Source organism: Spirosoma flavus (assembly GCF_054778555.1).
The window spans coordinates 929,418-944,274 of sequence record NZ_BAAGZL010000001.1 but is presented as its reverse complement, the minus strand read 5'-3'; the positions used below and the strand labels follow the sequence as shown (position 1 = coordinate 944,274).

Genomic DNA, 14,857 nt, shown 5'->3' with positions numbered 1-14,857 from the left:
CATAAATAAAAGGGGCATCTCAAATTTGAGATGCCCCTTTTTTATGGTTACTATTACTTATCGGCTCAGATACAGATTCCGTTCGGAATAGACTTTCTGGAAGAAATCGTCCTTCAAATCGTCAATGAAGTAAATGCCTTCGCCGGTTGATTTCATTTCGGGGCCGAGTTCCTTGTTGACGTTCGGGAATTTGCTGAACGAGAACACCGGAATCTTGATGGCGTATCCATTTTTGACCGGATTAAAGGTAAAATCCTTCACTTTTTTATCACCCAGCATCACCTTCGTCGCGTAGTTTACGTACGGCTCCTGGTAGGCTTTGCAGATGAACGGTACGGTACGGCTGGCGCGTGGGTTGGCCTCGATCACATACACTTTCTCATCTTTGATGGCGAACTGAATGTTGATCAAGCCCACCGTTTTGAGCGCAACGGCTATTTTTTTGGTGTATTCTTCAATTTGCCGCACCACATTTTCACTCAAATCGAACGTCGGCAGCAGCGCGTAGGAATCGCCGGAGTGGATACCCGCCGGTTCAATGTGTTCCATGATACCGATGATATACACGTCTTCACCATCGCAAATGGCGTCAGATTCCGCTTCGATAGCATTTTCGAGGAAGTGGTCGAGCAGAATGTTGTTGTCGGGAATGTCCTGCAGAATCTTCATCACGTGCTGCTCCAGCTCGTTTTCATTGATGACGATTTTCATACTTTGACCGCCCAATACGTAGCTCGGACGTACTAGCAGCGGGAATCCCAGTTCACGCGACAGTTCTATAGCAGCTTCCGACTCGCGCACCGTTCCGAACTTCGGATAGGGAATATCGAGCTGACGTAGCATATCGGAGAAGTGACCCCGGTCCTCGGCTAAATCAAGTGCTTCCCAACTTGTACCGATGATTTTGATGCCATAGCGCGTCAGTTTTTCGGCCATTTTTAAGGCCGTCTGACCGCCCAATTGCACAATGACGCCTTCGGGCTGTTCGTGCTGGATGATAGCGTGAACGTGCTCCCAGAACACCGGCTCAAAATAAAGTTTGTCGGCAATATCAGGGTCGGTCGAAACGGTCTCCGGGTTGCAGTTAATCATAATGGTTTCGTAGCCAGCTTCTTTGGCGGCTAACACACCATGCACGCAGGAGTAATCGAACTCAATTCCCTGGCCAATCCGGTTCGGTCCTGAGCCCAACACGACCACCTTTTTGCGGTTGCTACGTATCGACTCATTACCCGGCAAATCCGAAACGGGTTCGGCGTGGTCGGTGGTGATGGGCACCTGGTTGTTGAACGTCGAGTAATAGTAAGGCGTTTTGGCCTCGAACTCAGCCGCGCAGGTATCCACGCATTTGTACACGCGACGGATGTTGTGCGCTTGACGGTAGTTATAGACTCTGCTTTCCTTCACACCAAGCAAATGAGCCAATTGGCGGTCGGCATAACCTTTTTGCTTGGCAGTACGTAGCAGTTCGGGTGGCAGGTCCTCCAGATCGTACTGCTGAATTTCCCGTTCCAGTTCAATCAATTCTTCAATCTGATGCAGGAACCAGGGGTCGATTTTAGTCAGTTGCTGGATAGTCCGGAACGACATACCGGCCTTGAACGCATCGTAAATATGGAAAAGCCGGTTCCAGCTTGGGTGCTGAAGACTTTCGGTCAGCGCGTCGCGGTCGGTGAGTTCGTGACCATCGGCGCCAAGACCGTTACGTCGGATTTCGAGCGATTGACAGGCTTTTTGCAGGGCCTCCTGGAAGTTCCGGCCAATTCCCATTGCTTCGCCCACTGATTTCATCTGTAAGCCCAGTGACCGGTCGGCGCCCGGAAACTTATCAAAGTTCCAGCGCGGCACTTTTACGATAACGTAGTCGATGGCTGGTTCGAAGAAAGCCGACGTAGTACCCGTAATCGGGTTAATCAGCTCGTCGAGGTTGTAACCAACGGCCATTTTAGCGGCAATTTTGGCAATCGGGTAACCCGTTGCTTTAGACGCCAGCGCCGATGAGCGGCTCACCCGCGGATTCACCTCAATGACAATAATTTCGTCGGTTTGCGGATTCACCGAGAACTGGATATTACACCCTCCCGCAAACTGCCCGATACCGCCCATTACCCGGATTGCTAGATCGCGCATTTGCTGATATAACGTATCGGGCAGGGTCATGGCCGGCGCTACCGTAATGCTGTCGCCGGTATGAACGCCCATCGGGTCGAAGTTCTCGATGGAGCAGATAATAATGAAATTGCCATTATTATCACGTAGCAACTCCAATTCGTACTCTTTCCAGCCCATCACACTTTGTTCCACCAGTACCTCATGCACGGGCGATGCGTGTAAGCCGTGAGTCAGCGCTTTGTCGAAATCTTCGGGTACGTTTACGAAGCCACCGCCCGTACCACCGAGCGTAAACGAAGGCCGGATGACAAGCGGAAATCCAATTTCCTGCGCAATTTCTTTACCTTCCAGAAACGAGCGGGCCGTGCGGCCTTTACAAACACCAGCGCCTAACTGGAGCATCAGCAACCGGAATTTCTCGCGGTCTTCGGTGGTTTCGATGGCGCGTATATCGACACCAATAATCTGTACGTTATATTTTTCCCAGACGCCAGCTTTGTCGCAGTCGATGGCCAGATTCAACGCTGTCTGGCCACCCATTGTGGGTAAAACGGCATCGATGGGCCTACCCATGGCAATGTGTTTTTCCAGAATTTCGACGATCGACTTCTTTTCCAATGGCAGCAGATACACATGATCGGCGTTGATTGGGTCAGTCATAATCGTAGCCGGATTGGAATTAATCAGCGCTACTTCAATGCCTTCATCCCGAATGGAACGGGCGGCCTGCGAACCCGCATAATCGAACTCGCACGCCTGACCAATAACAATGGGGCCAGAGCCAATGATAAGAACAGAGCGAATGTTGGTGTTTTTGGGCATTTTTCTGTGGAGCAATGAACCGTTGGACGACCCCGAACAAGCTACCGGATTTATGATACAGATAACGTATCGCGACTGGCAACCTGGAGCAGTGGGCCAAAAAATCCTGCAAAATTAGTGTATCTAACGCAAGGAATAAGCCGTATCTTCGAAAAATTACGTAACACCTCAGATTTAATCTGTAAAATGCCTTAACTGGGCCAATCAGAAAGTATTATTGCAAAAGGGTCTGACAGACACTAATTTTGTTTTAATCTGTTTTTAATCTCGCATTACTCTACGTTTATGTTCCGGTTTTATCCTGTTATTATCTGTATACTGGTTGGCTGTCTGGCTGTTACGTGTGTAAACGACTATCCGGCCACAGCACCGTATACACCACCGGTTGTGCCGAATCCGCCTGGTGGTGGGCTTCCCGGCAAGGAACAGCCATCATCAAACAAGCGACTCTTTTTGTCGAATGACAAAGTAAAGGTGGCTATTGATTTGAATATGGGCGGGGCCATCAACTACCTGGCTGAAGCGGGGAGCAACGAAAACATGGTCAATAACAATGACCTCGGACGGCAGTTGCAGACCTCAATTTATGGCGGCCCCTATCCGTATAGTGTGAATGGGAAAGACCCGGTCTACGAGTGGCGGAACCTGGGCTGGAATCCGGTTCAAACGGGCGATTACTACAACCACCCGGCGCAGGTAATCAGCTATCAGCAGGGGCAGAATACGCTGTACGTGAAAACCATACCCAAAATCTGGCCGCTTTTCGATGAACCCGCCGATTGTACCATGCAGCACTGGATTGAACTGAAAGACAACACGATACACGTTCGCTGCCGCATCGAAGTTAATCGTACCGATACCACGCATTATGAAGGTCGTACGCAGGAAACACCCTGTGTTTACCTAAATGCGCCTTACTACCGGCAGGTTATCTACAACGGTCAGAAGCCCTTCACCAACGATGCTGTTTCGGAATACACCGACCACGATATGAAAACCCGCTATGCTACCGAAAACTGGATTGCGCTGCTCAATGCCAAAGGTCGGGGCGTTGGTCTATATCGATCCAACGCCTTCCGGTCGAATACAGCCAGCTTTGGTCAATTGCGGGAGGGCAACGAATACGACGGTTCCAGTTCATACATCAACAACTGCGATTACCTTCAGATCGACCACAACGGGCAGTATGAATACGAATACACGCTGGTCGTTGGCTCGCTCGACGATATCCGGAAGTTTGCGTACAGCCAGCCTCGCCCGGCATCGGCTCCCAATTACCAGTTTGTAAACGACCGCCAGGGCTGGTATTACTTTAATACCCAGGACCGGGGTTGGCCAGTTCAGAATGCACTGGCAATTCAGTGGTCTCGTCACGATGACAAACAAAACAACTTTCGGGTAATGAGTCCGCTGGTGTTTTGGCGCGCTACCGACGTACCAAAAATATATATCCAGGCGGCTTTTCGTACGCAGGGGAACCGGGCGCGTTTCACCTGGAAAAAACCGGAAGAAGACAATTTCGTGGATATGCCTAGCCGCTACGTTGAATTTCCAATTGTAGGCGACGGACAGTTCAGAACGTACGAAATTAACTTAAGCGGTCAGAACGGCTGGGATGGTGTCATTAGCCAGATCTCGCTCAACAGTCCTCCGGATCAATACGGGTTTGAGAAAGGCTCAACCGTTCAGATACGTAGCATTACAGCGAAACCGTAAAAAGTCAAAGTCAGTAGTCTTTTAGTGAATAATTCGGGCCTGGTTTTACCTGTAGGCACGTAGCGCAGTGAAATATTCTTACACGAGTTCATGACAACTTTTACGTCTTATCTCTCGACCCCCGCAGAGGTTGGGGATAAGACGTAAAAGGAAGTTTAAACGGGTATTAATTCTGCTTTTACGTCAAATAAAAAGGGTATCGAGTCAGACCCGATACCCTCTTCTATAATTAGCTTTTGCTTAGGCCAGGAACGGCGTAGCAATAGCCAGAACGGCTGCTTTCGACAGTGGTTCGTCGTAGGCTTCTGAAGCCGGGCCAAACCCGATACCTCCCAAACCATTCACGTTAACACCACCCTGAGACGTATTGTCTTCTCCGGCATAAACAGCCGCTGGTGCCCCCATGTTGCCCGTAATCCAGCCTTTTGCACCAAGCAGATAGCGAACTTTAGCAGCGTGCATAGCTTCAACAGAGTGAATTTGCAGCGCTGTTTTCAGTACGTCAGGAGCTGATATCAAATTTCCGGCCTGACCTTTATAAGCCCGAACACCCGTATCTTCAAGGGCATGTGAAACGGTTATGAAGGTACGGTAATTCGAGAATACGTCTGGGAAAGCACCCTTCGCCGTAAAGTCGAAATTAGGCTTCGAAATGGCCGCACCGCCCAGAGCCGAACGTAGCAGCGCTACGTGTGCATTCTCGTGAAGTGCAATCTGCTGGAACGTCATCTGACCTTCGTTACCCATAACCAGTGAACTGGACAGGCCACGATTGTAAAATTCGGCTTCAAGGTATTCCAGGGTCAACGCAAAATTCAGTACGTCTACTACTGTATTAGACTGTGCATAAGCCTTGTTCAGAACCGCTCCGAAAGCGACTGGCGCAATACCGGCAGCAGCTTTTTTCAGGAAGTTGTGGAACACATGGCGACGTGATACGTGGTCAATCCGCTCGTAAACGTCGGCGTCCACCTTCTCAATTTCATTAAGTATGTTTTGTAGATTCATGGCTGCTCTGAACGTTTAAGCACGACGGTAGTTTTTGCCGTTGATGGTTTCCTGTACAAATGGTCTTACCAGCGTTAATACTTCTTCAGGCATACGCGCTTCGCCAAGTCCTGTCGAAGGTGCAACGATATCGTTACCGGCAAATGAAGAAGTCATTGGGTTCAGCATTTCGCTGATGATCGACGTGTGGCGCGCTTCAACCGATACGATTTTGCCAGCCAGCAAGAGATAATCAACGTTTTTGATGAGGTTACCAGCACCGTTGTAGGCCGAAACACCAATCGCTTCGAAAACGCGGGCCGTTCCCAGAACCGACGCCCGGCTGCTGAAGTTGATGCTGCTGAAATTAGGGGTCAGGCCTGGAATGGCAGCACTTCCCAGAGCAGCTTTGAACAGTTCGCGGTGGCTGATTTCGTGGTCGCGAATGTCGCGTAGTTGCGCCATTTCGTAGCCATTCATGCCCGAATAGGGCGTCATCATGACTTGGGTATAGAAAGCGGCTTCCAGCTGTTCCAGCGCATACGCATAGTTCAGAATACCTACATCGCTATAACCAATGTCGCCGAGGTCAATTACATCCCCGGCCCGGCCAGCGCCCCGTGCTACGGTGTCGTCAATTTCATTATGGCAAGCGCTCAATGCAACGCCTGCTGCTGCGGTTGCGCCCAGATAACGCAAAAAGACACGGCGCCCTAAAGCTGCCGAAGTCTTGCCCGTCAGCAACTGACTGATGTCAGTAGTGTCTTTCGGTAGATTTTCCATTGACCCAAAAATTGTTGTTGAGTTTTCTGCCGTTCGTCGGAAGAATTGCCATAACTACGATTCATGGGCCCCCTTGGTTTTCTGATTTGGCTCTTTTTTTTAGCGGTTTCAGCGTTTCTTGAGCCAACGGGACAAAAAATACCGCTTACGAAAGAATCTGCCGAAAATATGGTTTATATAAGTCTGAATATTATGATTTATAGAGAAAAGATAATGTTTATTAAGCGGTACCTCTATCCTAGCGATGTTTATTATACGGTATAACCTGCAATCGGACTAGGATCAGACGTAGTTTTTCAGATAAGATTTAGCTGACCTATTTGCGAAGGCTGAAAGTTTATCCGTAATCAGAAAAATTTGCCGGATTTCCTAAACATCTTCGTTTGATGGTGGGTTGTACTTATTGTTTATAACCATCCATTAGCAACTGTTATGACTAACAATAAGGAAATTGTTGATGATCTGAACGATCTGGTTAAGATTAACAACGACCGGATTCATGGCTACGAAGAATCCATTAAAGAAAGTAAAGATGCCGACCTGAATGAATTGTTCCGGCACATGATTGTTCAAAGCGAACAGTTCCGTAGTCAACTGGCTGATCACATTGTACGTATTGACGGCTCGGGCGTGGCCGATTTCGACTCGACAGATATTTCGAGCCAATTACACCGCGCCTGGATTGATATTAAAGCAGCTATAACGGGCAAAGACAGAGATTCTATTCTGAGCTCGGTAGAATTTGGCGAAAATGCTGCTGTTGAAGCCTACGAAGATGCGATCGAGAAAGACCATCTGCCGGCTTATATCAAGGAAGACCTACGGAAGCAACTAAGCGAACTGCGTGGGGCTTACGAACGGGTAAAAGCCCTGGAAAAGTCGGCCTAGGACGTAGTACGTTCTATATTTCTGCTATTGTCAGGAAAACAAAAAGGGTTGCTACGTAGCAACCCTTTTTGTTTTTGCCATGCTGAAAACGACAATGTTACGTAGTAACTACGTAGTTACGTAGCATTTATTTGGGCAACGGCATATCCCGCAGATCTTCGTCGGTTAACTTGATTGCAGCAGCCGCTACGTTCTCTTCCAGGTGTTTCACCGACGACGTACCGGCAATCGGCAACATAACGGGCGAAGCCGCCAGCAACCAGGCCAGCGCAATCTGGAATTCGGTAGTGTTATGCCGCGCGGCTACTTTCCGGATGGCGTTATGACGATCCGGATTCATGTTGCCTGCATTCAGCGGATACCAGGGGATAAACGCGATATTTTTCTGTTCACAGTAACGTAGTACGTCGTTCCAGCGTTGCTCGCCGAAATTATACATGTTCTGCACCGACACTACGTCGAAATACTGACTAGCTTCTTCAATCTGCTCGACACTCACTTCCGATAGGCCAATATGCCGAATTTTGCCTTGCTGTTGGGCCTCCTGCAAAAAACTCAGGTATTCTTCAGAGGGCACTTTCGTATCGAAACGGTGCAATTGATATAGGTCGATACGTTCTAGTTTCAGGCGTTTCAGGCTTCCGTTCAGGGCCTCTTCCAGATGCTTACGACTTCCATCAACAGGCCACTGGTTAGGGCCGGTACGCAGCAATCCGCCTTTAGTGGCAATAACCAGTCCTTCGGGATAAGGATGTAAAGCTTCGGCAATCAGCTCTTCCGATACGTAGGGGCCGTAACTATCGGCTGTATCAATGAAATTGATGCCTAATTCAAGACATCGTTTGAGAACACGAATGGACTCATCGTGGTCTTTGGGCGGCCCCCAGATGCCTTCACCAGTCAGGCGCATGGCTCCGTAAGCCATTCGATTCACGGTCAGATCACCGCCAATAGTAATTGTGCCAGCCTCAGTTGCTGGTGCTTCCGTCGCTTCCATAGCGTTCGTTTGGGTTAAATAAGATAGTGAACAACGTAAAATGAATAATGGATAACGAAGGGTGAATAATGCTTTCAACCGAGGGTCTACTGGCTAACCTTACTCATCACTCATTTTACATTGTTCATTATCTTTTATTAACCAACGAAAACGTTTTTTGTGCGGATTTGCGGGATGAAGTTTTTATTTACCGCTTCTCGATGCCATCCAGCACCCGCCGAATGATGTTGGCCCGCTTCATAAAATCGAGTGATGTTGCTACGTCCTGATCGTCAATTACCTGCTTAAACTGTTGTAGGAACTCGATATAAGCCGCCAGTGCATTCGATACGTTCGTCCGGTTCTGGTCGAAAATGGGTGCCCACATCTGCGGTGAGCTTTTGGCCAGACGTACCGTCGAGCTGAAACCCGTACTGGCCATGTCGAAAATTGCCTGTTCGTCTTTTTCTTTTTCGAGAACGGTCAGTCCCAGGGCAAAAGCGCTGATGTGGCTTAGGTGCGATACGTAGGCCAGATGCAGGTCGTGTTCTTTGGGCGTCATGTAAAACAGCTTCATGCCCGCATCCCGAAACAGGCTCTCGGCCAGTAACAGACTGTCTGCGTTACTCTTGTCAGCATCGCAGATAATCAGGTTCTTACCAGGCAATAATTCCCGGAACGCGGCTCCTGGCCCCGAATTTTCGGTACCGGCCATTGGGTGAGCAGCCACGAACTGGGCCCGTTTTGGATGGGCATCTGCTACGTCGCAAATAGATTCTTTGGTCGAGCCGAGATCAACGACGGTGGCACCGGCAGAAAGATAATCGAGCACCATTGGCAACAGGTTGATAATGACGTTTACGGGCGTAGCCATGACCACTAAGTTACTTTGTGGTACCGCTTCCGCCAAGGGCAGTACGTCATCGACAATGCCTTTTGCCAGAGCCAATTGCCCATTCACGGGCGACGTATCGACGCCGATGAAATGCATTTTGGGGTATTTCTCACGAAGAGCCAGGGCGAACGAACCGCCCAACAGACCAATGCCTACGATGGAAACTTTCATGGACCGGGATTTAGCTGATTTGGGGATTTTCTGGATTTTGTTTTGCTATTATACAAAACACTTATGGTTTGGTGTGGAAGCGTCGGAAATGTGGATTCAGTAAGCGCTTGAATTCGAGGCTGGACGCGCCGAAATTTATGAGCAGACCGATTTCTAGATTATAGGCTTCCAGGTAATTAATGGCTTGTGCCAGATGGACTTCCTCCAGTTTGATAATCGCTTTTAACTCAACGAGGATTTTCTCTTCTATCAGAAAATCAACCCGCCGTCCGCCAACCGATACACCTTTATAAAAAATCGGCATATCGACCTCTCTGGCGAAACCGATATTGAACTGTTCCAGTTCGTAAGCCAGCGAACGCTGATAAATTACCTCCGCTCCGGCGGCCCGGCTGAAATCCGTTCCCCAATATACGGTGAACTTCCATCGAACATCCAATGACGCGATGCGTCAGCTCGGCAAATTTGTAATCCTGCATTTAGCTCCATCAATAAAGTTTTACATTTCATAATTCATTGAAAGAGTTAAAGAGGAGTATTCCTGAACCGGGATTTAGCTGATTGATGGATTTTCTGGATTTCGTTTTCGCTTCTTCGAAGCGCGTATATCAGCAAAAAACAAAATCCTGAAAATCCATCAATCAGCTAAATCCCGGTTCAGATGCGTTTTGTTGCTTCCATTACCCGCTCCTTCGGTACGCATAGCGAGACCCGCACGTAACGGTCGCCTTTGGGGCCGAAGATGAAGCCGGGGGCAATGAAAACGTGTTTATTTTGAAGTAGATCATCAACGAGAACTTCGGCTGATGGTACCGAATCGGGCAGTTTAGCCCAGATAAAAAGCCCTTCCTGATCGAGCGAGTAGGTACAGCCGAGCGCATCCAGAAACGCGTGCAGCGCATCCATGCGACCTTCATAAACCGCGTTACGTTCGCGGTGCCAGTCGTCGGAGTTAGTCAGGGCTTCGGCAGCCGCATCCATCAAAGGCTTGAACTGTCCTGAATCGACGTTGCTTTTTATAGTCAGGACCGCGTCTACGTAAGGCTTCGCGCCCGCCATCCAGCCGATACGCCAGCCCGCCATGTTGTGCGATTTACTCAGCGAATTCAATTCGACCGCTACGTCCTTTGCGCCATCTACCGATAATAGACTAATTGGCGCTTTTTTATTCAGAATCAGGCTATACGGATTATCGTGGCAGAGTAGTACGTGGTGATCATGCGCGAACTTCACCGCTCGCTCAAACAAAGCCGGCGTAGCAGGTGCGCCGGTCGGCATGTGTGGGTAATTGAGCCAGATAATTTTGACTGGATTGCTAGCTGGTGCAGCAGCTACCCGATCGGCCATCGCTTCCCAATCGGGTTGCCAGCCCGCATTTTCCTGCAATGGATAATCCATTACATTAGCACCGACCATACGACTCACCGCCCGATAGGCCGGGTAACCCAGTTCGGGCACAAGAACGCCGTCGCCATCATTTAGAAACGTCAGCGAAATATGCGTGATACCTTCTTTCGAACCGATCAGCGGAAGAATTTCCGTTTCCGAATCAAGCGTAACACCGTAGGTGTGTTGATAAAAGTTGGCGATACCCTGACGCAGACCGGGCGTGCCTTTATACGGCTGATACCCATGCGCACCGGGTTGCTGGGCCGAGTGAATAAGCGCATCAATCGTATTGGCCGAGGGCATCAAATCAGGGTTGCCGATGCCGAGATTAATCACATCGTGACCAGCCGCCTGAAGTCGACGAACTTCAGCCAGCTTCACCGAAAAATAATACTCCTGCGTTTGATCAGCGCGGAGGGCAAGAGGGATAATCAATTTCTGAACCGGGATTTAGCAGATTTGAGGATTAGCAGGGTTTTGTTATTCAGCTAGTCCAGTCATTTTGGCGCAAAGATAATGTCTGAACCGGGATTTAGCTGATTTGAGGATTTTCTGGATTTTGTCTTTCACTTCGAAGAAGCGCTTTATCAATTAACAAAATCCAGAAAATCCTCAAATCAGCTAAATCCCGGTTCAGACAGATATTTCAGCAAAGGCGCCAGGTGCAACGCCTGCATCATTTCGCCCTGGTTGATAATTTCCCAGGCGCGTTCGCGGCTCACTACGTGTACACTGATCTCTTCCGTAATTTCCAGATGCTGAGACTGTTGCAACGTAACACCCGTAACCAGAAACGCATACGTCAGGTTGTTGTGCGTACCCGGATTGGCCGAAAGCGTCATGATCGGTTGCCACGTGCCGCCACCGTAGCCTGTCTCTTCGAGTAGCTCACGCTGAGCAGCGTGCAACGGTTCTTCGCCCGGATCGACAACGCCCGCACAAAGTTCGTAATGAACACCACCGATGCCGTGCCGATACTGACGTATCAAAACCAGTTCATTGTCAGACGTAACGGCCACTACGTTAATCCAGTCGGGATACTCAAAAATGAAATAGTCCGGAATAGTACCGCCACTTTCCATCCGAATGGCTTCTTTGCGAACGGTAAACCACGGTAACTTATGAATGTATTCGGAACTTTCGACGTGCCAAGGGCGGGGATCATTGTCTGGATTCATGCCCGCAAAGGTAAAATTGCGTTTATTGCTTTACAATTAATTTATTTCTAGTTCATTTTTAATTAAGGTTGCCAGTTCTCTAATTCTTTGGTAACCACCAATCTGCGCGGATTGCAGATAACCTGACCAGCCAATCACTTTAGAATTTTTATAATGACCGTAATAAATTGTAATTCTACGATTATAAAAATTCACTTTTCTTTGAATTATAAATGACAAATTCAATAATTCTTTTATTGAATTTACAGTTGTATCTCCATTCAAAAATATATATTCAAAATTTTTATCATCCAGCACCATTTTCAAAAATGGCAAATCTTGATATATTAAAGTATTCTTTACCTCATTACTTAAATCCTGCCAAAAAGGTGTCGTAGCCCATTGCACAATATCCAAATGAACGACAGTCCCTTTATAATAAGACAAATCAAATTGATTTAAAAATTCATTATACTTATCAAACCAAAGCCTATAGGGATCATTTTGAAAGTAGTTTAAGCAACTTTTTAATACTTCTTCACAATCTGACATTGAAATTATTTCATTATCTTTTATATTTAAATCGTTCCTCGAAATCAATCGTTTTCTAAAAGTACTTATACCGCTTTTACTCTTTTTAATAAATTCATTATCACTTGGATTTATTGATATTGTACATGATTTTGAAGTATTAAAATTACCAAAAAAAGGGACAGGAGTACTTCCTTTCGTAATATTTAAATTATCCTCTATTACTCTTGATACTCTTTCAATTAAATAATCTTCCATAAGAATTAATATTTCGGTTTATTGTAATAATTATTGCAATCCACTACGTATCATTTCCCAAGCAACTCATCCGCAAACTTTAAATATTGCTCCCAGTCATACGCCGTTACGTCGTGTTTACCGGTTCGGATGTGGTAACGTACCGTTTGGCCGATGGGCTGATTCACGGCCGGGAACGTATCGGTACCTAGCCCCGTTTTGCCGAAAAGTTTATAAACGGGCTCCGTGTGCATGGCGCCCAAAAACTCACCTCTGGGGTCAGACCAGCGGTCTTCCTCGGCGCTGGCAACGTAGAGCGGGCGCGGAGCAATGAGCGCCAGCAACTCGTGCTGATCAACGGGGAGGTCGGCGACACGTTTGTTGTATGTTTTATACTGAGCGTTGAACCAGTGCGGAAAGCTCTTATTGATACGTTCAACGGTTTCGCCATACCATCGACGCGATAAAGCCGCTCCGCCTTCGCCCGACTCATTGGAAATAACAGCCGCAAACCGTTCGTCCTGAGCACCCGCCCACAAAGCCGCTTTACCCAGTCGAGAATGGCCGATTAGAATAACCCGCTTGTTGTCAATAGCAGGTTCCGTCTGGAGGTAATCCATCACCCGGCAAAGTCCCCAGGCCCAGGCGCCAATGGCTCCCCAGTTGTTGCTTGGGCTTGGAATTGTTTCGGAAGGACTGTCCAACACCGACCGGATATGCCCCTGCCAGCCTTTCGGGTGGTCGGGTTCAATATCGCCGTAGTAAAACGTTGCCAGCCCGTAACCGCGCTTCACAATGGCCTCAATTTGCCAGCTAGCCGCCTGCGTTCCGCGCGATTTTTCAGTGGCTTTGTTATTGACCGATACCTCGCCAATAGCATTATATACCCAGCGTGTTGTGATCGGCACGTCGGTTTCAGTGGTGGCAGCGTGATTTCCGCTGAAGTTCAGGCCCAGAAAAACAGGTACCGATTTTTTATTTTTTGGCAGATAGAGCGCTACGTCGACCGATGGAATTTGTGGGTAGTCGACAAAGAAAATGGACACCAGTTTGCGGATAGCCAGTCCATTCAGCGCCGATTCATTGACCGATGTTGTCTCAAAGCGAAGTTTGACTTTCTGTTTGGGTGTATGACCATAAACATTGGCGGCAAAAAGCTCCAATAGTTCGGCCCGGCGGCTGGTCCAGGCCGATTTTGTTTTCACCGCTTTGCCATCTTTGCTCGTCAACGGATCGGGAAGTGTGTAGGTACCCACTTTGGCTTCGTCGTAATTAAATTCATCGGCCTTCTGAGCCGACGCCAGAGGAGCAGTCAACAGTACCAACGCCAGCCAGAATAGTAATTCGTCCATAAAACAGCTTCGAAATAGATTTGTCCCGAAAAGTCGAAAGACCAGTTGCGCTTACTGTTTGAGCCATAAATACACAGATAATTTGACCGATTATTGCCACTTTTTCACTCCATTGATATTAACCGGCAAGTCCGATTCGTTGTAAAGAGAACTTTTGCTGTTGCGCAATCTCATTTTGTGCTGACAACCTGCAACTTGATGAAAAACTTTCTTATCCTACTGGCCATTACGTTTGTTTTCTTTCTTTCTGCCTGCCACCGACCAGTTGCGTATTTCCAGCGGACGTCCCATCCCGCGGCCGCCCGCCTTGCTGTTGACCGCTCGGTTAGCACTGAAGACGTAGCATCAGATACCATTGCTGCCGAAGCCAATGAACCCGTAGCAGATACCAAAGAGGACGTAGCACCGATTGTGGCGAGCGTGGCGAAAGAAGTTCACCAATCGACTCAGCAACGGGTTGTGCAACGGATGCAACGGGTTCAGTCGATGCTCCCATCGGCAGAAAACACGGCCGACGACAAACAGCCGGAACCTAAAAACAAGAAAAAACTGAAGCTGGGCAACCGCATCCGGCAGAGTTTGGGTATGCCGCTACGTAAAGAACTGAACTGGTGGCAACGTATCAGCTGGAAACTGAAAGCGTCGGTTATTATTATTCTGGTAGCGGTTGTGTTCGCGATCCTGCACGTCACTACGTTGGCCATAATCTTCGGTATCGTTGGTGCCTTCCTGATGATTAGTGGTTTGAAACGTTCGTTTAAAGTAAAAAGGCCGTGGTTCTGACGTAGTGCCGACGTATCAAATACCCGGTTACGTTCTATATAAACGCAAGAAGCGTCTT

12 protein-coding genes and 1 pseudogene are annotated in these 14,857 nt (G+C 48.2%); 3 read left to right on the top strand and 10 right to left on the bottom strand.

Features of this window, described 5'->3' with window-relative positions; genetic code table 11:
- Positions 1-57: 57 nt before the first annotated feature.
- Positions 58-2,934, bottom strand: coding sequence for a carbamoyl-phosphate synthase large subunit (carB, locus tag ACYVF1_RS03665; RefSeq protein WP_461075721.1), 2,877 nt, complete (start codon positions 2,932-2,934; stop codon positions 58-60).
- Positions 2,935-3,219: 285 nt separating this feature from the next.
- Here carB and ACYVF1_RS03660 point away from each other — a divergent pair, with 285 nt between their 5' ends.
- Positions 3,220-4,650 (top strand): hypothetical protein, encoded by a 1,431-nt coding sequence (locus ACYVF1_RS03660; protein ID WP_461075719.1) that lies wholly within the window; start codon positions 3,220-3,222, stop codon positions 4,648-4,650.
- A 240-nt stretch (positions 4,651-4,890) separates the two neighbouring features.
- On the opposite strand, the gene ACYVF1_RS03655 is transcribed toward ACYVF1_RS03660, so the two are convergent.
- A complete protein-coding gene (locus ACYVF1_RS03655) occupies positions 4,891-5,658 on the bottom strand; it encodes a ferritin-like domain-containing protein (protein WP_461075717.1) in 768 nt (255 codons plus the stop codon).
- A 15-nt stretch (positions 5,659-5,673) separates the two neighbouring features.
- Positions 5,674-6,420: a ferritin-like domain-containing protein gene (locus ACYVF1_RS03650; protein WP_461075715.1), complete on the bottom strand. Its 747-nt coding sequence runs from the start codon at positions 6,418-6,420 to the stop codon at positions 5,674-5,676.
- 432 nt (positions 6,421-6,852) lie between these two features.
- On the opposite strand from ACYVF1_RS03650, the gene ACYVF1_RS03645 reads away from it, so the two are divergent.
- A complete protein-coding gene (locus ACYVF1_RS03645) occupies positions 6,853-7,308 on the top strand; it encodes a ferritin-like domain-containing protein (RefSeq protein WP_461075713.1) in 456 nt (151 codons plus the stop codon).
- Positions 7,309-7,435: 127 nt separating this feature from the next.
- On the opposite strand, the gene ACYVF1_RS03640 is transcribed toward ACYVF1_RS03645, so the two are convergent.
- The 7 genes and pseudogenes from ACYVF1_RS03640 to ACYVF1_RS03610 all read right to left on the bottom strand — a co-directional run bounded on the left by ACYVF1_RS03640 (position 7,436) and on the right by ACYVF1_RS03610 (position 14,016).
- On the bottom strand, positions 7,436-8,305 hold the full coding sequence (locus ACYVF1_RS03640; RefSeq protein ID WP_461075711.1) for an aldo/keto reductase: 870 nt from the start codon (positions 8,303-8,305) through the stop codon (positions 7,436-7,438).
- A gap of 187 nt (positions 8,306-8,492) precedes the next feature.
- A complete protein-coding gene (locus ACYVF1_RS03635; protein WP_461075709.1) occupies positions 8,493-9,350 on the bottom strand; it encodes a prephenate dehydrogenase in 858 nt (285 codons plus the stop codon).
- A gap of 61 nt (positions 9,351-9,411) precedes the next feature.
- Positions 9,412-9,829: pseudogene (locus tag ACYVF1_RS03630) on the bottom strand (GxxExxY protein).
- 178 nt (positions 9,830-10,007) lie between these two features.
- Positions 10,008-11,174, bottom strand: coding sequence for a pyridoxal phosphate-dependent aminotransferase (locus tag ACYVF1_RS03625; protein WP_461075707.1), 1,167 nt, complete (start codon positions 11,172-11,174; stop codon positions 10,008-10,010).
- Between the two features lie 182 nt (positions 11,175-11,356).
- Positions 11,357-11,917 (bottom strand): NUDIX hydrolase, encoded by a 561-nt coding sequence (locus ACYVF1_RS03620; protein WP_461075705.1) that lies wholly within the window; start codon positions 11,915-11,917, stop codon positions 11,357-11,359.
- Positions 11,918-11,953: 36 nt separating this feature from the next.
- On the bottom strand, positions 11,954-12,685 hold the full coding sequence (locus ACYVF1_RS03615; protein ID WP_461075703.1) for a hypothetical protein: 732 nt from the start codon (positions 12,683-12,685) through the stop codon (positions 11,954-11,956).
- Between the two features lie 50 nt (positions 12,686-12,735).
- The gene (locus ACYVF1_RS03610) at positions 12,736-14,016 is read right to left on the bottom strand and encodes an alpha/beta hydrolase family protein (protein WP_461075701.1); all 1,281 of its coding nucleotides are present in this window, start codon (positions 14,014-14,016) and stop codon (positions 12,736-12,738) included.
- A gap of 198 nt (positions 14,017-14,214) precedes the next feature.
- Between ACYVF1_RS03610 and ACYVF1_RS03605 the strand changes: the two genes are divergently transcribed.
- Entirely contained in the window at positions 14,215-14,799 is a 585-nt protein-coding gene (locus ACYVF1_RS03605; protein ID WP_461075699.1) for a hypothetical protein, read from the top strand.
- Positions 14,800-14,857: the final 58 nt, after the last annotated feature.

What these genes read in the sequence shown, in the direction of transcription:
- carB (WP_461075721.1), bottom strand. Translation starts at nt 2,934, where the DNA reads ATGCCCAAAAACACCAACATTCGCTCTGTTCTTATCATTGGCTCTGGC.
- ACYVF1_RS03660 (WP_461075719.1), top strand. Translation starts at nt 3,220, where the DNA reads ATGTTCCGGTTTTATCCTGTTATTATCTGTATACTGGTTGGCTGTCTG.
- ACYVF1_RS03655 (WP_461075717.1), bottom strand. Translation starts at nt 5,658, where the DNA reads ATGAATCTACAAAACATACTTAATGAAATTGAGAAGGTGGACGCCGAC.
- ACYVF1_RS03650 (WP_461075715.1), bottom strand. Translation starts at nt 6,420, where the DNA reads ATGGAAAATCTACCGAAAGACACTACTGACATCAGTCAGTTGCTGACG.
- ACYVF1_RS03645 (WP_461075713.1), top strand. Translation starts at nt 6,853, where the DNA reads ATGACTAACAATAAGGAAATTGTTGATGATCTGAACGATCTGGTTAAG.
- ACYVF1_RS03640 (WP_461075711.1), bottom strand. Translation starts at nt 8,305, where the DNA reads ATGGAAGCGACGGAAGCACCAGCAACTGAGGCTGGCACAATTACTATT.
- ACYVF1_RS03635 (WP_461075709.1), bottom strand. Translation starts at nt 9,350, where the DNA reads ATGAAAGTTTCCATCGTAGGCATTGGTCTGTTGGGCGGTTCGTTCGCC.
- ACYVF1_RS03620 (WP_461075705.1), bottom strand. Translation starts at nt 11,917, where the DNA reads ATGAATCCAGACAATGATCCCCGCCCTTGGCACGTCGAAAGTTCCGAA.
- ACYVF1_RS03615 (WP_461075703.1), bottom strand. Translation starts at nt 12,685, where the DNA reads ATGGAAGATTATTTAATTGAAAGAGTATCAAGAGTAATAGAGGATAAT.
- ACYVF1_RS03610 (WP_461075701.1), bottom strand. Translation starts at nt 14,016, where the DNA reads ATGGACGAATTACTATTCTGGCTGGCGTTGGTACTGTTGACTGCTCCT.
- ACYVF1_RS03605 (WP_461075699.1), top strand. Translation starts at nt 14,215, where the DNA reads ATGAAAAACTTTCTTATCCTACTGGCCATTACGTTTGTTTTCTTTCTT.